The organism is Janthinobacterium tructae (genome assembly GCF_006517255.1).
GTDB classification, from domain to species: Bacteria; Pseudomonadota; Gammaproteobacteria; order Burkholderiales; family Burkholderiaceae_D; genus Janthinobacterium; species Janthinobacterium tructae.
On sequence record NZ_CP041185.1, the window covers coordinates 5,154,661 to 5,173,922 of the forward strand.

20 protein-coding genes are annotated in these 19,262 nt (G+C 61.4%); 14 read left to right on the plus strand and 6 right to left on the minus strand.

The genetic code is table 11. The annotated features are described in order from the left end of the window. From FJQ89_RS22680 to FJQ89_RS22700, 5 genes are all read left to right on the plus strand, one after another. A complete protein-coding gene (locus FJQ89_RS22680) occupies positions 1-969 on the plus strand; it encodes a D-alanine--D-alanine ligase (RefSeq protein ID WP_243136210.1) in 969 nt (322 codons plus the stop codon). Position 970: 1 nt separating this feature from the next. Then, the gene (locus FJQ89_RS22685) at positions 971-1,789 is read left to right on the plus strand and encodes a cell division protein FtsQ/DivIB (protein ID WP_141171798.1); all 819 of its coding nucleotides are present in this window, start codon (positions 971-973) and stop codon (positions 1,787-1,789) included. Between the two features lie 45 nt (positions 1,790-1,834). After that, on the plus strand, positions 1,835-3,067 hold the full coding sequence (gene ftsA, locus FJQ89_RS22690) for a cell division protein FtsA (protein ID WP_010394955.1): 1,233 nt from the start codon (positions 1,835-1,837) through the stop codon (positions 3,065-3,067). 154 nt (positions 3,068-3,221) lie between these two features. After that, positions 3,222-4,430, plus strand: coding sequence for a cell division protein FtsZ (gene ftsZ / locus FJQ89_RS22695; protein WP_141171799.1), 1,209 nt, complete (start codon positions 3,222-3,224; stop codon positions 4,428-4,430). A gap of 229 nt (positions 4,431-4,659) precedes the next feature. Further along, positions 4,660-5,166, plus strand: a complete 507-nt coding sequence (locus tag FJQ89_RS22700; RefSeq protein WP_071079380.1) for a peroxiredoxin — start codon at positions 4,660-4,662, stop codon at positions 5,164-5,166. A gap of 202 nt (positions 5,167-5,368) precedes the next feature. On the opposite strand, the gene FJQ89_RS22705 is transcribed toward FJQ89_RS22700, so the two are convergent. After that, positions 5,369-6,136 carry a class I SAM-dependent methyltransferase gene (locus tag FJQ89_RS22705; RefSeq protein ID WP_141171800.1) on the minus strand — a complete coding sequence of 256 codons (768 nt, stop codon included), beginning with the start codon at positions 6,134-6,136 and terminating at the stop codon, positions 5,369-5,371. A 104-nt stretch (positions 6,137-6,240) separates the two neighbouring features. On the opposite strand from FJQ89_RS22705, the gene FJQ89_RS22710 reads away from it, so the two are divergent. From FJQ89_RS22710 to lpxC, 3 genes are all read left to right on the plus strand, one after another. Beyond that, positions 6,241-7,014 carry a helix-turn-helix transcriptional regulator gene (locus FJQ89_RS22710; RefSeq protein ID WP_141171801.1) on the plus strand — a complete coding sequence of 258 codons (774 nt, stop codon included), beginning with the start codon at positions 6,241-6,243 and terminating at the stop codon, positions 7,012-7,014. A gap of 149 nt (positions 7,015-7,163) precedes the next feature. Next, a complete protein-coding gene (locus tag FJQ89_RS22715; protein WP_141172944.1) occupies positions 7,164-8,006 on the plus strand; it encodes a DMT family transporter in 843 nt (280 codons plus the stop codon). A 75-nt stretch (positions 8,007-8,081) separates the two neighbouring features. Beyond that, positions 8,082-9,017, plus strand: coding sequence for a UDP-3-O-acyl-N-acetylglucosamine deacetylase (gene lpxC, locus FJQ89_RS22720; protein WP_141171802.1), 936 nt, complete (start codon positions 8,082-8,084; stop codon positions 9,015-9,017). A gap of 55 nt (positions 9,018-9,072) precedes the next feature. On the opposite strand, the gene FJQ89_RS22725 is transcribed toward lpxC, so the two are convergent. After that, a complete protein-coding gene (locus FJQ89_RS22725) occupies positions 9,073-9,582 on the minus strand; it encodes a DciA family protein (protein WP_116743247.1) in 510 nt (169 codons plus the stop codon). Positions 9,583-9,861: 279 nt separating this feature from the next. On the opposite strand from FJQ89_RS22725, the gene secA reads away from it, so the two are divergent. Then, on the plus strand, positions 9,862-12,630 hold the full coding sequence (gene secA / locus FJQ89_RS22730) for a preprotein translocase subunit SecA (RefSeq protein WP_141171803.1): 2,769 nt from the start codon (positions 9,862-9,864) through the stop codon (positions 12,628-12,630). Between the two features lie 87 nt (positions 12,631-12,717). Here the strand turns inward: secA and FJQ89_RS22735 are convergent, their stop codons facing one another. Further along, complete coding sequence (locus tag FJQ89_RS22735) at positions 12,718-14,016, minus strand: alpha/beta hydrolase (protein ID WP_168208508.1); 1,299 nt, start codon at positions 14,014-14,016, stop codon at positions 12,718-12,720. A 245-nt stretch (positions 14,017-14,261) separates the two neighbouring features. Between FJQ89_RS22735 and argJ the strand changes: the two genes are divergently transcribed. The 5 genes from argJ (at position 14,262) to FJQ89_RS22760 (ending at position 17,556) form a co-directional block, all read left to right on the plus strand. Then, positions 14,262-15,500, plus strand: coding sequence for a bifunctional glutamate N-acetyltransferase/amino-acid acetyltransferase ArgJ (argJ, locus tag FJQ89_RS22740; protein WP_141171805.1), 1,239 nt, complete (start codon positions 14,262-14,264; stop codon positions 15,498-15,500). Further along, positions 15,497-16,378 carry an ATP-binding protein gene (locus FJQ89_RS22745; RefSeq protein WP_141171806.1) on the plus strand — a complete coding sequence of 294 codons (882 nt, stop codon included), beginning with the start codon at positions 15,497-15,499 and terminating at the stop codon, positions 16,376-16,378. The genes argJ and FJQ89_RS22745 overlap by 4 nt, the downstream gene beginning before the upstream one ends. Next, a complete protein-coding gene (locus FJQ89_RS22750; protein ID WP_141171807.1) occupies positions 16,375-16,797 on the plus strand; it encodes an NUDIX domain-containing protein in 423 nt (140 codons plus the stop codon). Before FJQ89_RS22745 ends, FJQ89_RS22750 begins: the two co-directional genes overlap by 4 nt. A 120-nt stretch (positions 16,798-16,917) precedes the next feature. Beyond that, the gene (locus FJQ89_RS22755; RefSeq protein ID WP_141171808.1) at positions 16,918-17,127 is read left to right on the plus strand and encodes a FitA-like ribbon-helix-helix domain-containing protein; all 210 of its coding nucleotides are present in this window, start codon (positions 16,918-16,920) and stop codon (positions 17,125-17,127) included. Positions 17,128-17,133: 6 nt separating this feature from the next. Next, entirely contained in the window at positions 17,134-17,556 is a 423-nt protein-coding gene (locus FJQ89_RS22760) for a type II toxin-antitoxin system VapC family toxin (RefSeq protein ID WP_141171809.1), read from the plus strand. 13 nt (positions 17,557-17,569) lie between these two features. Here the strand turns inward: FJQ89_RS22760 and yacG are convergent, their stop codons facing one another. From yacG to coaE, 3 genes are all read right to left on the minus strand, one after another. Continuing rightward, positions 17,570-17,761, minus strand: a complete 192-nt coding sequence (yacG, locus tag FJQ89_RS22765) for a DNA gyrase inhibitor YacG (protein WP_034748814.1) — start codon at positions 17,759-17,761, stop codon at positions 17,570-17,572. Positions 17,762-17,779: 18 nt separating this feature from the next. Then, on the minus strand, positions 17,780-18,535 hold the full coding sequence (gene zapD, locus FJQ89_RS22770; RefSeq protein ID WP_141171810.1) for a cell division protein ZapD: 756 nt from the start codon (positions 18,533-18,535) through the stop codon (positions 17,780-17,782). Positions 18,536-18,618: 83 nt separating this feature from the next. Then, positions 18,619-19,245 (minus strand): dephospho-CoA kinase, encoded by a 627-nt coding sequence (coaE, locus tag FJQ89_RS22775; protein WP_141171811.1) that lies wholly within the window; start codon positions 19,243-19,245, stop codon positions 18,619-18,621. Positions 19,246-19,262: the final 17 nt, after the last annotated feature.

Genomic DNA, 19,262 nt, shown 5'->3' on the forward strand with positions numbered 1-19,262 from the left:
GTGAACCAAGCTTCAGCTATCGACGTTAAACAATTGGGCAAAGTCGGCGTCCTGTTCGGCGGCAGCTCGGCCGAGCGCGAAGTGTCGCTGATGTCCGGCGCGGGCGTACTTGCCGCTCTGAAAAGCCGTGGCGTGGACGCGCACGCGTTCGACACGGGCGAACGCAGCCTGGCCGAACTGGCTGCCGAGCAATTTGACCGCGTCTTCATCGCGCTGCATGGCCGCTTTGGCGAAGACGGCAGCCTGCAGGGCGCGCTGGAGCAGCTGGGCATCCCTTACACGGGTAGCGGTGTGATGGCGTGCGCGGTGGGCATGGACAAGGTCTATACCAAGATGATCTGGCTGATGCACCAGTTGCCGACGCCACAGTACGCGGTGCTCAATGACAGCTCCGACCTGGCCAAAGTGGCAGCTGAACTGGGCTTGCCGCTGATCGTCAAGCCGCCGCATGAGGGTTCGAGCATCGGCATCACCACCGTCAATGAAGCATCGGCCTTCCAGGCGGCCTACGATATCGCCGCCGGTCTCGATGATTCGGTACTGGCCGAGGAATTCATCAAGGGCCGCGAATTCACCGTGGCGATCCTGGGCCAGGGTGCCACGGCGCGCGCGCTGCCGCCGATTGAAATCGTCGCGCCGCAAGGCAATTACGACTATCAGAACAAGTACTTCACGGACGATACGCAGTATTTTTGTCCGCCGCAGCTGGACCAGGCGATTGTGTCGGAAATGGAGCGCATCGCCGTGGCAGCCTACCGTGCCCTCGGCTGTGAAGGCTGGGGACGGGTCGATGTGCTGATGCGTGCGGCCGACAGCAAGTTGTTCCTGCTGGAAGTCAATACCTCGCCCGGCATGACGGGACACTCGCTCGTGCCGATGGCGGCACGCGCGGTGGGTATCAGCTATGAAGACCTGTGCCTGGAAATCGTCGCCGGCGCGCGACTGAAAATGCACAAGGGACAGCACTGATATGTGGCATGACGCTAAAAGCCTCAATACGACTGCCAACGGCTTGCTGGCCGCGGTTCTGGTCGTGTGCGTGGCGGCCGGCGTCTGGTGGGTGTCGCAGCGTCCCATGTTCGACCTGCGCACGATCAAGGTGGAAAGTGCGGACGACAAGGGCCTGCGTCACGTGAATTACCTGACCCTGCGCAGCGGCACTTTGGGCCGCATCAAGGGCAATTTCTTCACGACCAACCTGGAAAGCGTGCGCGGCGTGTTCGAAGCGGTACCCTGGGTGCGCCGTGCCAGCGTGCGGCGCGAGTGGCCGAACCAGCTGATCGTGGCGCTGGAAGAACACGAAGCGCTGGGTACCTGGGGCGAAGACGGGCGTTTGCTGTCGGTCAAGGGCGACGTGTTTACGGCCAATGTAGCCGAAGCCGAAGACGACCATGAATTGCCTGCGTTTGCCGGTCCCGATGGCAGCGAGAAGGAAGTACTGGCCACCTATGTGCAGCTGGCAAAGTGGTTTGCGCCGTTGAAGATGGTGCCTGAATCGCTGTCGCTGTCGAGCCGCTATGCGTGGACCGTGAAACTGGATAACGGCATGAGCGTGGCGCTGGGGCGCGAGCAAAATCATACGACCCTGAAGGCGCGGGTCGACCGGCTGGTGGGCATCTACCCGCAGCTGGCGAGCCGGCTGGAGAATATCGACACGATCGATATGCGCTACCAGAATGGTCTGGCGCTCAGTTCCGCCGGCCTGGTGATACCGGCCGAAGGCAAGGATGGCAGGCCGGCGCCAGCCATCAGGAAGAAAAATGGCAGTCCGATTAAAAAACCGACTTAACCGAATAATCAATTTAACAATAGCCCAAAAAACTAGGCGACAGAAATGACAAAAGACGCGAAAAACCTGATCGTCGGCCTCGACATCGGCACCTCGAAAGTGGTGGCGGTGGTAGCCGAAGTGATGTCCGACGGACGCCACGAAGTGATCGGGCTGGGCCAGCACGAATCGAAGGGCCTGAAAAAGGGCGTAGTGGTGAATATCGAGGCCACGGTGGAATCCATCCAGCGCGCGCTGGAAGAGGCCGAGCTGATGGCTGACTGCAAGATCCGCAATGTGTACGCGGGCATTGCGGGCAGCCATATCCGCAGCTTCAATTCCAGCGGCATGGTGGCCATCAAGGACAAGGAAGTGACGGCGACCGACGTGGCGCGCGTCATCGAGACGGCAAAAGCGGTTAACATTCCGACCGATCAGCAATTGCTGCACACGGTGCCGCAAGAGTTCATCGTCGACAGCCAGGAAGATGTGCGCGAGCCTATCGGCATGAGCGGAATCCGCCTGGAAGTGAAGGTGCATATCGTCACCGGAGCCGTGTCGGCAGTGCAGAACATCGTCAAGTGCGTGCGCCGCTGCGGCCTGGAAGTGTCGGACCTGATCCTGCAGCCGATGGCTTCGGCCGATGCGGTGCTCACGCCCGACGAGAAGGAACTGGGCGTGGTGCTGATCGACATCGGCGGCGGCACGACCGATGTGGCGGTATTCTCCGATGGCGCGATCCGCCATACGGCAGTCATTCCCATCGCCGGCGACCAGATCACCAACGACATCGCCATGGCCTTGCGTACCCCGACCGCGGAAGCGGAAGAAATCAAGATCCGCTATGGCGTGGCCAAGCAGGTCCTGGCCGACCCTGGCGAATCGCTGGAAGTGCCTGGCCTGGGCGACCGCGGCCCGCGCAACCTGTCGCGTCAGGCGCTGGCGGCAGTGATCGAGCCGCGGGTCGAGGAGCTGTTCGCGATGGTGCACCAGGTGGTGCGCGAATCCGGTTATGAAGGTGTGCTGTCGTCGGGCATCGTGCTCACGGGCGGTACGTCCATCATGCCCGGCATGGTGGAAATGGCGGAAGACATTTTCCTGAAACCGGCGCGCCTGGGCACGCCCGAGTATCGGGGCCAGCTGGCTGACGTGGTGCGCAGTCCGCGCTATGCCACGGTATTGGGCCTGCTGCTGGAAGCGAAGAAGCAATACCTGCGCGGCCACATCGTGACGCGTCAGGATGGCTCGGTGAAGGCGGTCTGGCAGCGCATGAAGGAATGGTTTTTAGGTAATTTTTAAGGGCGTACTTCAAGCCCGGCAGCACAGGTTTTTTGGCAGCATCGCAGGTACACACACATAACTTTATTTTATATTTAACCGCAGTTTTCAATCTCCAGTTCTCCTACCAATATGAGGCCTGGCGCTTGGAAACCGCATCTGATAGGAGCACATCATGGAGTTCGATATGGTCGATAACACAGCTTTAGGTACCGTCATCAAGGTCGTCGGCGTCGGCGGTGCGGGTGGCAATGCAGTCCAACACATGATCAACAAAGGCATGTCGGGTGTGGAGTTCATTGCCGCCAACACCGACGCACAGGCCCTGTCGACATCGAAGGCGCACAACATCATCCAGATCGGCGATACCGGCCTGGGCGCCGGCATGAAGCCTGCCGTCGGCCGCCAGCTGGCCGAAGAATCGCGCGCACGCATTGCCGACGCGCTGCGCGGCGCGCACATGGTCTTCATCGCTGCCGGCATGGGCGGCGGTACGGGAACGGGCGCTGCACCTATCGTGGCCGAAGTGGCCAAGGAGCTGGGCGCGCTGACGGTCGCCGTGGTATCGAAGCCATTCTCGTACGAAGGCCAGAAGTGCATGGACATCGCCGACGAAGGCCTGGAGCAGCTCTCCTTGCACGTCGATTCGCTGATCATCATCCTCAACGAAAAACTGGAAGAGATCTACGAAGACGAAAGCATGCTGGAATGGATGCAGCACGCCGATGATGTGCTCAACAACGCGGTGGCCGGCATTGCCGAGATCATCAACGTGCCGGGCCACATCAACGTCGACTTCAACGACGTGAAAACCATCATGGGCGAGCAGGGCAAGGCCATGATGGGTACGGCGACCGCTTCCGGCGTCGACCGCGCGCGCATCGCCGCCGAACAGGCTGTCGCTTCGCCGCTGCTCGATGGCATCGACCTGTCCGGTGCGCGCGGCGTGCTGGTCAACGTCACGGCCAGCCGTGGCTTGAAAGGTAAAGAGATCAAGGAAGTCATGGCTGCCGTGCGCGCGTTTGCCGCGCCGGATGCGTCGATCGCGCAAGGCATCGCCTACGACGACGCCATGGGCGACGACATCCGCGTCACCGTGGTGGCCACGGGCCTGGGCCGCGCCAAGAAAAACATCCAGCTGGTACCGCAGCAAGTGCTGCGCACCGGTACCCACAACAGCCCGCTGACCCCGTCGGCTGCCATGGGTAGCGCGCAAGCGGCGACGACGACGGTTGGCGTGGCTACGCCAGCAGCCGGTTTCGACGGCATGAAGGCGCCGGCAGTATGGCGCCGCGAATCGGCTTCCGAGCAGGTGCGCGCGATGGAAAAGAATGGCATGGAAACCTACGATATCCCGGCATTCCTGCGTAAACAGGCCGATTAAGGTGATCTGATGTCAGCAAACACGACGGCGGCCTGAGGGGCGCCGTTTTTTTTGGCGGTTTTTGACTTTTGCCTTTGCCTTTGCCTTTGCGGCCACTTTCTGCACAAATACGGCAAGTCAGGCATACTATTGCGCAGTGTCGGCATCATGCCGGCAGAACCAGATCACGGGCGCTGTCCGCTCCACGGAACGGGCTGCGTCCTCAACCGACAGTACACAAGGAGTCAACATGACCATCAAGATCGGCGACACCCTGCCAGAAGGCACCCTGGCCGAATTCATTGAAAGCGAAACCGAAGGCTGCGCACTGGGCCCGAACACGTTCAACGTGCAAGACCTGGTCAAGGGCAAGAAGATCGTCATCTTCGGCCTGCCAGGCGCCTACACCCCGACCTGCTCCGCACAGCACGTGCCAGGCTACGTGCAGCACGCTGCCGACCTGAAAGCCAAAGGCGTCGATGAAATCTGGTGCATCTCCGTCAACGACGCGTTCGTGATGGGCGCCTGGGGCCGCGATCAGAAAGCCACCGGCGTGGTACGCATGATGGCTGACGGCAATGCCGCCTACAGCAAGGCCCTGGGCCTGGACGCCGATTTTTCCAAGCACGGCATGGGCACGCGCTCGCAGCGCTACTCGATGCTGGTCGACAATGGCGTCGTGACGCAATTGAACGTCGAGCAGGGCGGCAAGTTTGAAGTGTCGAATGCGGAAACCTTGCTGGGCCAGCTGGCCTAAGCAGAGTGCAGCGTGGGTGGACCTGTGCAGGTCGGCGTAGGTCGGCGTAGGTCGGCTTAGCGCAGCGTAAGCCGACGAGCTGCGTTCGCACCGCGTTTGCTCTGGCATTGTTGGATTACGCGCTACGCGCTAATCCAACCTACGCAACTAGACGGGGTCAGACCCCTTCAAAAAAACGGCGCCATCGGCGCCGTTTTTACGTTTACTGTACTGAGGGTTTCGTCGCCTCGAACATGGCCGCATCGATGCTGAACGAATAATCGTCTTGCAGCGCAAAATATCTGCGCGCTTCTTCGGGTGCGCCATCGAACAGGTTGCGGATGGCTGCTACGCGTTCGCCTGGCGTGCGCATGCGCGCCACCCACTCGTCGAACTGCATCGTCAGTTTCCACACGCTGCGCAAGCTGTGCGTGAAGCCCGCGTTATCGAACTTGGCGCCCCACTCGCAGGTGCGGTAGTCGCGCACGTGCGACGCGTCGCGCAGCATTTCCACCGCTTGCAGAGTGCTGTCGTACAGGGCCGTTTTCGGTGCGACGATGTCGACCACCAATAAAGTGCCGTTCGGGCGCAGCACGCGCCAAGCCTCCGCCAGGGCAGCGGCCACGTCGTTCCAGTGGTGCGCGGAAAAGCGCGTGACGACCATGTCGAAGCTGGCGTCGGCAAACGGCAGGCGCGCCACATCGCCCTGTTGCGTGCGGATGTTGTGCAAGCCGCGCTGCACCCTGGCGTAGTCGACCACGTCGAGCATGGGCTGCGCCAGGTCATACGCGACGACCGATTGCGCCACGGGAGCGACGGCGAAGCTGGCGTGGCCGGCGCCGCAGCCCAGGTCCAGGACGGCCGGCTTGCCATGGCGGCGCGCGCATTCCTGCATCAGCACCAGGTCGGCGCCTTGCGCGTGTACCGCGCTGCTCAGGTAGGCATTCGCCGTCTTGCCAAACTGTTCGGTAACGACATCGTGCTGCTGCATGGTTTTCTCCTGTTGATGGGTGAGTTCCTGCAGAATAGGGATAAAATTATCCTGTAACAAGACCATAACTTATACTGGTATATTTACTACCACGCAGGTATCTGATGTCGAATAAGCTCGCTGAATTCATCCGCGCCCGGCGCGAAGCCGTCACCCCCGCCATGGCCGGCTTGCCTGGAGGTGGGCGCCGCCGCACGCCGGGCTTGCGGCGCGAAGAGCTGGCGCAGCTGTGCGACGTCAGCCCCACCTGGCTGACGTGGCTGGAGCAGGGGCGGCCCGTGTCGGCGTCGGCCAAGATGCTGGCCCGCCTGGCGCAGGTGCTGCAGCTGAGCGCGGCCGAGCGCGCCTATCTGTTCGAGGTGGCCGACAAGCATGATCCCAGCCATGGCACAGGCGAGGGCGGAGGGCCGGCCGCCGCCGAGCTGGCCGCCATCGTCGCCGCCATCGACGCGCCCGCGTATATCCTCGACCGCGAATGGAATGCCGTGGCGTGGAACGGGGCGGCGTCCGCGTTGTTTGCGGGCTGGCTGCATGACGACGGGGATGCACCGAACCAGCTGCGCTTCATGTTCCTGGATGCGGGGGCGCGCGCGCTGGTCGTCGGCTGGCCCGAACGGGCGCAGCGGCTGGTGGCGGAATTCCGCGCCGATATCGGCCGCCAGGCGGACCAGGCGCCGCTGGCCGGCCTGATCGCGGAACTGGCCGGCGCCAGCCTTGAATTTCGCCAGTGGTGGGGCGCGCAGCAGGTGCAGGGCCGCGATGGGGGATTGCGCCGCTTCCAGCATGCGCAGCAGGGGCTGCTGGAGTTCAATCAGGTGACCTTGCACCTGGCGCGCCAGCACGACTTGAAACTGGTGATGCTGTTGCCGGTGCCATAAGGTAAACGGTCGCGCTTGCTATAATCGGGCTGACGGCGTGGCCTTGCCCGCCGGTCCTGGCTCCGGCCGTCGCCATGATGACGGTCCCGTTCTTTTGCCCGGAGTCTGTCCTGTTACCCCGCAATCAAAACCTGCGCAGCATCTATGTGATGCTGGTCGCTGTCGCCATGTTTTCCCTGATGGACACAGCCATGAAGCTGCTGTCCGCCCATTATCCCGCCATGCAGGTGACGGCCTTGCGCGCCCTGTCGTCCTTGCCGCTCGTGTGCCTGTACCTGCTGTACCGCGGCGCTTTCAAGAACGTGCTGAAGGTGCGCTGGCCGCTGCACTTGCTGCGCGGCGCGCTGGGCGTGCTGATGATCACCCTGTTCGCCTACGGCTTGAAGCGCATGTCGCTGGCCGAAACGTATGCGCTGTTCTTCGTCGCGCCCTTGCTGATCACGGTCCTGTCGGTTTTTATTTTGAAGGAAAAAGTCGATGTCGCGCGCTGGTGCGCCATCGCCGTGGGGCTGCTGGGCGTGCTGGTGGCGCTGCGCCCGGACGGCTCGGGATTCTTTTCGCTGGCCGGCCTTGCCGTGCTGGGTTCGGCCGCCTGCTACGCCATTTCGGCCGTCACGGGACGCATCCTGAGCCGCACGGACGCCAGCGAAAGCATGGTCTTCTGGCTGATGGTGATGATGGCCATCGGCGGCGTGGCCCTGTCGGCGCATGAGTGGGTGAGCATCCGCCGCGAAGACTGGTGGCTGCTGGCGGGCCTGTCCGTCAGCGGCTTCCTGGGGCAGCTGGCCATCACGGAGGCATTTCGCTTTGGCAAGGCGTCCAGCGTGGCGCCGTTCGAATACTCGGCCCTGGCCTGGGGCATGGCCCTGGACTGGCTGCTGTGGTGCGCCTTGCCCGACGAATACACCCTGATCGGCGCGGCCATCATCATCGGCAGCGGGATTTACCTGGTGCGGCGCGAAGCCGTACACGCCGAGAGCGAACATCCATGACGGCCGGATGTGGTTTTTCTGGCTTGGCCCATGCCGTGCCGCAACGAACAGTCAGCAAATAGATATAATCGACAGATGTTAAAACAACGCACTATCAAACAACAGGTCCGCACCATCGGTGTCGGTTTGCACTCTGGCACCAAGGTCGAGCTGACCTTGCGTCCCGCCGCGATCGATACGGGCATCGTGTTTCGCCGCATCGACCTCGATCCCATCGTCGAGTTTCCCGCCAGCGCCATGGCCGTGGGCGATACGCGCATGGCTTCCGTGCTGATCAAGGATGGCGCCAGGGTTTCTACCGTGGAGCATCTGATGTCGGCTGCGGCCGGCCTGGGCGTCGATAATATGTACATCGACGTGAATGCGGAAGAAATTCCCATCATGGATGGTTCCGCCTCGTCCTTCGTCTACCTGCTGCAGCAGGCTGGCGTGGAAGAGCAGCAGGCGCCGAAGAAATTCATCAAGGTCATCAAGCCGGTGGAAGTGCGTCATGGCAAGGGTGACGCGGAGAAATGGGCGCGCTTGTCGCCGTACGACGGCTTCAAGCTCGACTTCTTCATCGAATTCAATCATCCGGCCGTCGATGGCACGATGCAGCGCGCCTCCGTCGACTTTGGCGACGTGTCGTATGTGCACGACGTGGCGCGCGCGCGCACCTTTGGTTTCATGCAGGACGTGGAAAGCTTGCGCGGCATGGGCCTGGCGCGTGGCGGTTCGCTGGAAAACGCCATCGTCATGGATGAATACCGCATCCTCAACGCCGATGGCTTGCGCTATGAAGACGAGTTCGTGCGCCACAAGATCCTCGACGCCATCGGCGACCTGTACCTGGTGGGCCACCCCTTGCTGGCGTATTACACGGCGCACAAGTCCGGCCACGCACTGAACAACCAGCTGCTGCTGGCGCTGCTGGAACAGCCGGAAGCGTATGAAATCGTCTCGTTCGATACCAACGAGGCGGCGCCGCAATCCTACTTACGCCAGATGGAGCGCGAGTGGTCGTTGACGTAGGTCGGATTACGGCCCGAAGGGCCTAATCCGACCTACGTGCTGCCGCCTGGCGTTGTTAATCTTTAGGTTCGCGGTGGTGGCGCAGCATATTGCGCAGCGCCGCGATCAATTGCTCGTTCTGCTTCGACGCGGGCAGGGCCGTGCTCAGCTCTTCCAGGGCCGTCATGGCTTTTTCCGGCAAGACCAGCGCCCGTGTATGCACGATGGGCGCGATGCTCCTGATGACCTGCACTTTCAGCTTGATGCCTGAAATCTGCCAGCCCTTTCTTTCCAGTTCCCCTTGCAATTTCGGTAATTGCTGCTTGAGCTTGGCCGCCAGCGCCGCGTTCGGCGTGGCCAGCACCAGCTGGCCGCTTTCAAATTGCAGGATGTCGCAATGCTCGAACATCGCCGGCAAGGCCCTGGCGCAATCTTTTTGCAGGGCGGCCAGGCGCGTGACGGTGGGCATCAGGGATGCCATCGTGGCGTTGCCGCGCAGAAAATCGGTTGCGCCAGTGACGGCCGGGCCTGAACGGGCAAAGCCGTAGCCACGGCGCGGCGCCGGAGAGTAGGTAGGAGTTCGCATGGCCGAAACATAGCACACTCGCCCGCGCATGACGAGTGCGGCGGCGGGTGCGGCGCAGGCTGGCCGGCCGTATTGCCTTACAGTATGGAAAATGTCCGCAATTTCTGCCATTTGTTTGTCATTAAGCTATTGTTATATGGTGCATTAGCCCAACCTTGGCGGGAACGCATGATAAAATCATCGTCTTTTGCCATAGTCGAACTCCGTGCGGTCACGCGATTGTTACCTCGTTGTCACCTACCGAGCTTTTTTTAACGGCGTTTTTTCAAGAATTCAAGCATGTCATTACTGACCCAGATTTTCGGTAGCCGCAACCAGCGGCTGCTCAAGCAATACCAAAAAACGGTACGCGAGATCAATGCGCTCGAGCCGGCCATCGAAAAGCTGTCGGATGCCGAGCTGCAAGCGAAGACGCCTGCCTTCAAGGAACGCATCGCCGCTGGCGAATCGCTCGATGCCTTGTTGCCCGAAGCATTTGCCGTCTGCCGCGAGGCCAGCAAGCGCGTCCTGCGCATGCGCCACTTCGATGTGCAGATGATCGGCGGCATGGTCTTGCATTTCGGCAAGATCGCGGAGATGGGCACGGGCGAGGGCAAGACCCTGATGGCCACCTTGCCAGCCTACCTGAATGCCTTGTCGGGCAAGGGCGTGCATATCGTGACCGTCAATGATTACCTGGCGCAGCGCGATGCCGAGACCATGGGCCGCCTGTATGCGTGGCTGGGCCTGTCGACTGGCGTGAACATGTCGCAGATGGAGCACAGCGCCAAGCAGCAGGCGTACAACTCCGACATCACGTATGGCACGAATAACGAATTCGGTTTCGACTTCTTGCGCGACAACATGGTCTACGAAGCGCGCGAGCGCGTGCAGCGCAGCCTGAACTTCGGCATCGTCGATGAGGTCGACTCGATCCTGATCGATGAAGCGCGTACGCCGTTGATCATTTCGGGCCAGGCCGAGAACCACACGGACCTGTATTACAAGATCAATGAAGTGCCTGCACTGCTGACTTTGCAGATCGGCGAAGAAACGCCGGACGGCAAGGGCAAGGTTGACGTGCCGGGCGACTATACCAAGGATGAAAAGGCGCACCAGGTGCTGCTGACGGAAGCGGGCCACGAAAAGGCCGAGCGCATCCTGATGGAAATGGGCCTGCTGCCGGAAGGCGCTTCGCTGTACGATTCGGCCAACATCAGCCTCGTGCATCACCTGTATGCGGCCCTGCGCGCGCATGCGCTGTACTTCAAGGATCAGCACTACGTGGTGCAGAACAGTGAAGTCGTCATCGTCGATGAATTCACGGGCCGTCTGATGACGGGCCGCCGCTGGTCCGATGGCTTGCACCAGGCCGTCGAAGCGAAAGAAGGCGTCAAGATTCAGAACGAGAACCAGACCCTGGCCTCGATCACCTTCCAGAACTACTTCCGCATGTACGCCAAGCTGGCCGGCATGACCGGTACGGCCGATACCGAAGCATACGAATTCCAGGAAATTTACGGCCTGGAAACGGTCGTGATCCCGCAAAATCGTCCGTTGCAGCGCAAGGACCGCCAGGATCAGGTCTACAAATCGTCGGCGGAAAAATACAACGCGATGTTGAACGACATCCGCGACTGCTACGAGCGCGGCCAGCCCGTGCTGGTCGGTACGACCTCGATCGAGAACTCGGAATTGCTGTCGGGCATCCTGACCAAGGCCGGTTTGCCGCACAACGTGCTGAACGCGAAGCAGCATGCCCGCGAAGCCGAAATCATCGCCCAGGCAGGCCGTCCGAAAGCCATCACCATCGCCACCAACATGGCCGGTCGCGGTACGGACATCGTGTTGGGCGGCAACGTCGAGAACCAGATCAAGTTCATCGAAGCCAATGCTGAACTGAGCGATGCCGACAAGGCCGCCCAGTCGCAGAAGCTGCGCGATGAATGGCAATCCTTGCATGACCACGTGGTCAATGCGGGCGGTTTGCACATCATCGGTACCGAACGCCACGAATCGCGTCGCGTCGACAATCAGCTGCGTGGCCGTGCCGGTCGCCAGGGCGATCCGGGTTCGTCGCGCTTCTACCTGTCGCTCGACGATGCGCTGCTGCGCATTTTCGCCGGCGACCGCGTGCGCGCCGTGATGGATCGTCTGAAAATGCCGGAAGGCGAACCGATCGAGGCAGGCATCGTTTCGCGTTCGATCGAATCGGCCCAGCGCAAGGTCGAAGCGCGTAACTTCGACATCCGCAAGCAATTGCTGGAATACGATGACGTCGCCAACGACCAGCGTAAAGTCATCTACCAGCAGCGTAACGAACTGCTGGAAACGACCGACATTTCGGAAATGATCGGCTCGCTGCGCCATGGCGTGTTCACCGACCTGGTGCATGAGTACGTGCCGCACGAATCGGTGGAAGAGCAGTGGGATATCAAGGGCCTGGAAAATACCCTGTCCAGCGAATGGCAGCTCGACTTGCCGTTGCAACAAATGCTGGAAGCCGATTCGACCCTGACGGACGAAGAGATCCTGGAAAAAGTGCTGGTCGCGGCCGATGCCGTGTACCAGTCGAAGATCGATATCGTCGGCAAGGAATCGTTTGGCGGCTTTGAGCGCAATGTCATGCTGCAAAGCGTCGACAGCCACTGGCGTGAACACTTGGCGGCGCTCGATCACCTGCGCCAGGGTATACACCTGCGCGGTTATGCGCAGAAGAACCCGAAACAGGAATACAAGCGCGAAGCGTTTGAACTGTTTGGCCAGATGCTCGACATGATCAAGAACGACGTCACGAAACACGTGATGACGGTGCGTATTCAGTCGCGCGAAGAAGTCGATGCGGCCGAACAGGCGATGCAGCAGTCGCACGTGGAAAACGTGCACTACCAGCATGCCGAGTTCGATCCGAACGCGGCGCCGGAAGAACTGCTGGCGCCTGCGGCAGGCGGCAACACGGACAATGTCGACGACATGAGCGTGAGCATGGGCGTCAAAGTGGGCCGCAACGACCCATGCCCTTGCGGCAGTGGCAAGAAGTACAAGGCTTGCCACGGCAAGCTGGCCTAAAGCCGGCTTCGCAGCCTGAACAAAAAACGGAGACCGCGGTCTCCGTTTTTTTATGTCCGCAATGGCATGCGCTGCGTGTTCATGAGTTCAGGGAAATGCCCAGTATTGCGGTGCCTGCGATGGAATGCCTTTCAATCCGCCACGGTTCCTTGCCCGTTGCCCCGTCTTGATCATGGTGGCGATATCGGTCAGCAAGACGCGGTTGCTGGCGAAGTAATCGTGTCCCATGAAGTTCATGATGACGGTCGAGGCATCGACGAGTTCCATGCCGGGGATGCCGACGACGGGGCCGCGGATGTCGCCTATCCTGTCCCAGTCGGCAAAGGTGTAGGAAGCGCGGATGGCCTTGTCGTTCGCGGAAGCGTACAGGGTGGTGGGGAGCTTGAGGCTGGCAAAACGGGGGGCGATCTGGTCGCGGAAGATATCGGCATTGATGTCCGGTGCCGCCAGCACCACCTGCTTGAACAGGGGCAGCAGGTCGGGGCGTTTTTCCAGCAGGTTGGCAAGGGCCACGGTCATCGGGCGGTTGCCCATGCTGTGGGCGATCAGGTAGATATCCGTGGCGGAAGAATGTTCCGCGAAGTCGGCCAGGAAGGCCTGCAGGTGCGCCTGCGTCCATTCGGCCGAATTCTGGTCGTATTCATAGCCGGCCAAGGTGCCTTTCGACGGCCAGCTGTAGAACACGGGCAGGGCGCCGATATCGAGGTCGACCGCCATCTGCGCCGTGCGCCGGGCGGCGTCGTCAAAGGAGTTGCTGTAGCCATGGATGTAGATGAAGGCGGCCTGCCGTTCCGGGGCAGCCTGTATCCTGGCCTTGACGGTGGCGAGAAAATCCGCGCGCGACAGGCGCGAGGCTGCCTTGATCAGCACATATTTTTGCGCATTATCGCTGGAAAGGATAGCGTACCAGGGCGGCAACGGCAGTTCGCCCGGCGCTCTTTTTTCAGGAATGCTCACCACGACGCTGCCATAGCTGAGGTAGGGCGCCGCACGGTTGGGCTGCCAGCCATAATTGTGGCTGCGGGCCTGGTATTGCCTGTCGGTGGCGTAATACACGGTGACGTGCATGGCGCCGGCTGGCGCAGTCTCGTTGCCGGACGCCAGCGTGCCGCCACTGCCGGTGCTGCCGACCAGATTGCCGAGGTTACCCAGCAAGCCGCCCATGCCCGACCATGCACTGCCCGACGGCCCGATCGTCGATGGCTGCGCTACCGCGCCAGGCGGCGCTTCAGATGCCAGTTCGGCAGAATCGCCGTCCAGACGGTACGCCACGCCATCCTGCACCGTACAGGCCGTCAACCATGCCAGCAGGCAAAACAGGCAAAACAGGCGTAACAGACGCAACAGACGCAACAGGCATGACAGACCCGCATCGCTGTGCTGCATTCGGTTTGACTGACCATGCGCCATGACATCCTCTCTGGCCGGTACGATGGCATGACTCACCATCGTCCATGCCCATACCTTAGCGCCGCCAGGTGGCATGGTTCTGATAAATCGCAAACCTGGCCACGCTGCCGACCCGCTTTGGCGCAGCCGGGGCCGTTGCGACTATTCACTTGCCGTATGTTCAACGGCGCCGCGAAGGCGCTACAATAGCGCTTCCATTTTCCCTCGCAGAAGAACTCACCATGGCCGTCAATTCTCCCAAGCCCGTCGCCGCCGACTTGAAAGCCGTCGCCGGCATTGAAATCGGTGTTGCCGAAGCCGGCATCAAGAAACCCAACCGCAAGGATTTGCTGGTATTGAAACTGGCGCCGACGGCCACCGTGGCCGGCGTATTCACCTTGAACCGCTTCTGCGCCGCGCCCGTGCAAATTGCGAAAGCCAACCTGGCCGCCGTGACGGCCGGCGCCGCGCCGATCCGCGCGCTGCTGGTCAACACGGGCAACGCGAATGCGGGCACGGGCGAATCGGGCCTGGCCGACGCACAGGCCAGCTGCGCCGCACTGGCCGAGCTGCTGGGCTGCACGCCGCAGCAAATTTTACCGTTTTCCACCGGCGTGATCCTCGAACCCTTGCCCGTGCAGCGCCTGGTGGCCGGCTTACCGCAAGCCGTGGCCGCGCTCACTTCTGACAACTGGTTCTCGGCCGCCGAAGCCATCATGACCACCGACACGCAGCCGAAAGCCGGCTCGCGCAGCGTCACCATCGGTGGCCACGCGGTGACCCTGACGGGCATCAGCAAGGGCGCCGGCATGATCAAGCCGAACATGGCCACCATGCTCGGTTTCCTCGCGTTTGACGCCACCGTGGCGCAACCGGTGCTGGACCAGCTGGTGAAGCAGGCGGCCGACAAATCGTTCAACTGCATCACCATCGACGGCGACACGTCCACCAATGACTCGTTCATGCTGGTAGCCACGGGCGCCGGCAGCCTGGTCATCGATTCCATCGACTCGCCGCACTATGCGCAACTGGCCGCTGCCGTCACCGAACTGTCGACCTTCCTCGCGCAAGCCATCGTGCGCGACGGCGAAGGCGCCACCAAGTTCATGACCGTGACCGTGGAAGACGGCCGCAACGTGGAAGAGTGCCGCAAGATCGCCTATTCCATCGCCCATTCGCCGCTGGTGAAAACGGCCTTCTTCGCCTCCGACCCGAACCTGGGCCGCATCCTGGCCGCCATCGGCTACGCGGGCGTGGACGACCTGGACGTGGGGCAATTGAATTTGTACCTTGACGACGTGTGGGTGGCCAAGAATGGCGGCCGCAATCCGGACTACCAGGAACAGGATGGCCAGCGCGTGATGCAGCAAAGCGAAATTACCATCCGCGTGAAACTGGCGCGCGGCGACGCCACGGCGACCTTGTGGACGTGCGACCTGTCGCATGACTACGTGTCGATCAACGCCGACTACCGCTCATGACCGGTCTCGATCAATTCCTGCTGCGCGCGGAAAGCTTGCTGGCGCGCGTGGAAGCGATCCTGCCGCAGGCGACGCCCGCGCCCGACTGGACCAGCTTTGCCTTCCGCTGGCGCCGGCGCCAGGGCGCTGCAGCTTATTTGCAGGCCGTGGCCCATGTGTCGAACATCGCGTTGGACGACTTGCACAATATCGGCACGCAAAAAGCGCAAATTGAACAGAACACGCGCCAGTTCGTCGGTGGCCGTCCGGCCAACAACGTGCTGCTGACGGGTGCGCGCGGCACGGGCAAGTCATCCCTGATCAAGGCATGCCTGAACCAGTTTGCCGGCCAGGGCCTGCGCCTGATCGAAGTCGACAAGGCGGACCTGGCCGACCTGCCCGACATCGTCGACCTGGTGGCGGCGCGCCCCGAGCGCTTCATCATCTTTTGCGACGACCTGTCGTTCGAAGAGGGCGAAAGCGGCTACAAGGCGCTGAAGGTGGCGCTCGATGGCAGCATCGCCGCGCAATCGGACAATGTGCTGATCTACGCCACCTCGAACCGCCGTCATCTGATGCCCGAACGCATGTCGGACAATACCAGCTACAAGACGGACGACGATGGCGATTTGCATCCGGGCGAGACGGTGGAAGAAAAAATTTCGCTGTCCGAGCGCTTCGGCCTGTGGCTGTCGTTCTACCCGTTCAAGCAGGATGATTACCTCGATATCGCCGCCCACTGGCTCGCTTCCTTCGGCTGCACGCCGGAGCAGATCGCGCAAGCGCGCGGCGATGCCTTGCGCTGGGCCTTGCAGCGCGGTTCGCGTTCGGGCCGTGTCGCTTGGCAATTCGCGCGTGATTATGCTGGGAAACTACCTGCAGGAAAGTTGCCGCAATGAGCGAAGTGAAAGTGACACCGGTGGACGTCGCCGTCGGCATCCTGATGAAGCCGAATGGCGACGTGCTGCTGGGCCAGCGTCCGGCCGGCAAGCCGTATGATGGCTATTGGGAATTCCCGGGCGGCAAGGTCGAGCCGGGCGAAGCCATTTTTGACGCCTTGAAACGCGAATTTGTCGAGGAACTGGGTTTATATATCGACAGTGCGGAGGCCTGGTGCGGCGTCGAATATGTGTATCCGCACGCCCATGTGCGCCTGCATTTCTATATCAGCCGCGAATGGCGCGGCGAGCCGCAAAGCCTGGAAGGGCAGGCGTTCGCCTGGCAGGGTACGGTCGGCGTGGAACCTTTGCTGCCAGCCACCATTCCCCTGCTGGAATGGCTCGACGAGGTGCGCCGGGAATCCCTGGCGCCTGCCTGACCCCCACTTGTGCCAGCGGGCAGCGCCATGCTGCGCGCTGGCGCAAGCTTTCCTGTGACTTTCCTTGTATCGTGCGCGCTTTGCGCTACAGTGCTTGCATCAAGCACCGGGGAGTTTCGCATGCCGCTGACACTGATCTTTACCGATACCGATGAATTACTGATCGCCGCGCTGCACAAGCGTGCCCGCGCGCATGGGCGCAGCCTCGAAGAGGAGCACCGCGACATCCTGCGCAGCGCCTTGCGACCGCTGCCGAAGCGTCCGCTCGACGATATTCTGCGCAGCATGCCCGACGTGGAGCACGACGCGGATTTCCAGCGCTGCTCCTGACCCGCCATGCCGATGCCTGGCTATCTGCTCGATACGGATGTGATCGTTGCGGCGCGCAAGGGCGGCGCTGCACCGGCAGGTGTGCTCGCATTTTTCGAACGGGTAGCACCTGACGCGCGCTATGTGCCGGTACAGGTGATCGCGCAGTTGTGTGCGGGCATACAGCGCAGCTGGCGGCGCGAAGCGGCGCTGGAAGCACTGGCGCTGGAAGGCTGGCTGGAAGCCGTGCTGGCAGAGTATGCGCCGCGGCTGCTGGAATTCGACCTCGATTGCGCGCTCGTGTGCGCGCGCCTGCATGGCCACGGCCATGCGCACGGCGTCGATGGACAGATCGCGGCGATGGGTATCGCCTATGGTTTGACGGTGGTCAGCGGCAGGCTTGACAGTTTCGTGACGCAGGGACTGCGGCTGGAAAATCCGTTTAGTTGAGGCTTATTGGGGCTTACTGCGGTTTGTTGTCTTCGTCCGCGAGCGGATCTTCGAACGGATCGGCGGCGGGGATCGTGTATTTTTCCTCGGCCCAGGCACCCAGGTCGATCTGTTTGCAGCGTTCCGAGCAGAAGGGGCGGAATTTGTTGGCTTCAGTCCATTCGACTTTGGCGGCACAGGTAGGGCAGTTAACGACGGTCATGATGGGGCAAATAAGTAACAGTTAAAAATTACAGAGCGTGAGCTCGAATGGAACATCGACTTCCAGCGGCTTGGGTTTCAAGTCGCCACCCTGGGTAGTGAAGCGTACCCACAGCATATATTTGTTGGCGGAAATTTCCGGGATGGCGCCGATATTTTCATCCAGGCTCAGGCGCAGCATCTGATACACCTTGCCTTGCAGCATTTGCTGGTAGCTGCCGCCATTGGCGATCAGTTTAACGGGTCCGCCGGAATCGCGCAGCAGGCGCAAGACCAGGGCCAGCGCATCGAACAAGGGCGCCAGCGGGGCGAACCAGGCTTGGATATCGGTCAGGCGCTGCTCGGAGCTGCGTTTTTGCCAGGCAAAGTAGGAAGGCAAGTCGAATTCGCAGGCGCCGCCCGGGATGATGGTGCGGCCGCGAATACTCATCAGCCATTCATTGTCGCGGATATTCTGCCCCGTCTTGCCTTGCGCCGCCACCAGGGCGCCGCTGACACTGTCGAGTTCACCGAGGATGGCGTCCAGGGTTTCCGGCTCCACATTCGGATTGCTGCGGTAGCCCAGCAGGCTTTGGCGCTGGCGCTCGAGTTCCTGCAGCAGGTCGGACTTCAGGTCGGCGCGGCCGGCCACTTCGAGCATGTCGAAAATAGTTGCCAAGGCAACATGGTGCTGCATTGCATGCTCTTGCTGGATGAAGAACTTGAATTTGTCGTACAGGTCTTCCAGACGCAACAAGGTACGTATGCGTTCGTTGAAAGGGTATTCGTAGACAATCAAAATAATTCCCTTAAGTAAGGACCTGCAAACAATCCCGTGATTTTGAACCAAGCGTCGACAAATTACAAACGTTGCGGCCCGATTCAGGCCATTCTTTTTGAAAATGCCAGATATAAATCGTGCAACTGGGCAATCTGCGGTGCCAGGGCGGCCAAATCGCCATTATTGTCGATCACATCGTCCGCCGCCGCCAGGCGCATGGCGCGCGTGGCTTGCGTGGCCATGATGGCTTTGACTTGTTCTTCCGATAATCCATTGCGGGCCATCACGCGCGACACTTGCAGGCTTTCCAGGCAATCGATGACCAGCACGCGATTGACTCTTTCCACCCATCCGCCGGACTCGACGAGCAGGGGCACGGCAAAGATCACATAGCTGCCCGTCGCTGCGGCGGCCGCCGCCAGGGTGGCCTGGCGGATGCGCGGATGCAGGATGGCTTCCAGTCTGGCCTTGGCGGCGGCGTCGGCAAACACCAGGTTGCGCATTTTTGTGCGGTCGAGGGCGCCGCGCGCATCGGCGTAGTCGGGGCCAAATTCCGCCACCAGGGCCGGCATGGCGGCGCCGTTCCGTGCCGTCAGGCTGTGGGCGATCTGGTCGGTATCGACGATGGTGGCGCCGTGCGCGGCGAACAGGTCGGCCACGGTGCTCTTGCCGCAACCGATGCCGCCGGTGAGGCCGACGCTGAAATAAGGGACGTTTTGTCGTTGCATGTATTTATCCATAATGG

Bases quoted from the DNA above. Each gene is read 5' to 3' on its own strand.
- FJQ89_RS22685 (WP_141171798.1), top strand. From the start codon at position 971: ATGTGGCATGACGCTAAAAGCCTCAATACGACTGCCAACGGCTTGCTG.
- ftsA (WP_010394955.1), top strand. From the start codon at position 1,835: ATGACAAAAGACGCGAAAAACCTGATCGTCGGCCTCGACATCGGCACC.
- ftsZ (WP_141171799.1), top strand. From the start codon at position 3,222: ATGGAGTTCGATATGGTCGATAACACAGCTTTAGGTACCGTCATCAAG.
- FJQ89_RS22700 (WP_071079380.1), top strand. From the start codon at position 4,660: ATGACCATCAAGATCGGCGACACCCTGCCAGAAGGCACCCTGGCCGAA.
- FJQ89_RS22705 (WP_141171800.1), bottom strand. From the start codon at position 6,136: ATGCAGCAGCACGATGTCGTTACCGAACAGTTTGGCAAGACGGCGAAT.
- FJQ89_RS22710 (WP_141171801.1), top strand. From the start codon at position 6,241: ATGTCGAATAAGCTCGCTGAATTCATCCGCGCCCGGCGCGAAGCCGTC.
- FJQ89_RS22715 (WP_141172944.1), top strand. From the start codon at position 7,164: ATGCTGGTCGCTGTCGCCATGTTTTCCCTGATGGACACAGCCATGAAG.
- lpxC (WP_141171802.1), top strand. From the start codon at position 8,082: ATGTTAAAACAACGCACTATCAAACAACAGGTCCGCACCATCGGTGTC.
- FJQ89_RS22725 (WP_116743247.1), bottom strand. From the start codon at position 9,582: ATGCGAACTCCTACCTACTCTCCGGCGCCGCGCCGTGGCTACGGCTTT.
- secA (WP_141171803.1), top strand. From the start codon at position 9,862: ATGTCATTACTGACCCAGATTTTCGGTAGCCGCAACCAGCGGCTGCTC.
- FJQ89_RS22735 (WP_168208508.1), bottom strand. From the start codon at position 14,016: ATGCAGCACAGCGATGCGGGTCTGTCATGCCTGTTGCGTCTGTTGCGT.
- argJ (WP_141171805.1), top strand. From the start codon at position 14,262: ATGGCCGTCAATTCTCCCAAGCCCGTCGCCGCCGACTTGAAAGCCGTC.
- FJQ89_RS22745 (WP_141171806.1), top strand. From the start codon at position 15,497: ATGACCGGTCTCGATCAATTCCTGCTGCGCGCGGAAAGCTTGCTGGCG.
- FJQ89_RS22750 (WP_141171807.1), top strand. From the start codon at position 16,375: ATGAGCGAAGTGAAAGTGACACCGGTGGACGTCGCCGTCGGCATCCTG.
- FJQ89_RS22755 (WP_141171808.1), top strand. From the start codon at position 16,918: ATGCCGCTGACACTGATCTTTACCGATACCGATGAATTACTGATCGCC.
- FJQ89_RS22760 (WP_141171809.1), top strand. From the start codon at position 17,134: ATGCCGATGCCTGGCTATCTGCTCGATACGGATGTGATCGTTGCGGCG.
- coaE (WP_141171811.1), bottom strand. From the start codon at position 19,245: ATGCAACGACAAAACGTCCCTTATTTCAGCGTCGGCCTCACCGGCGGC.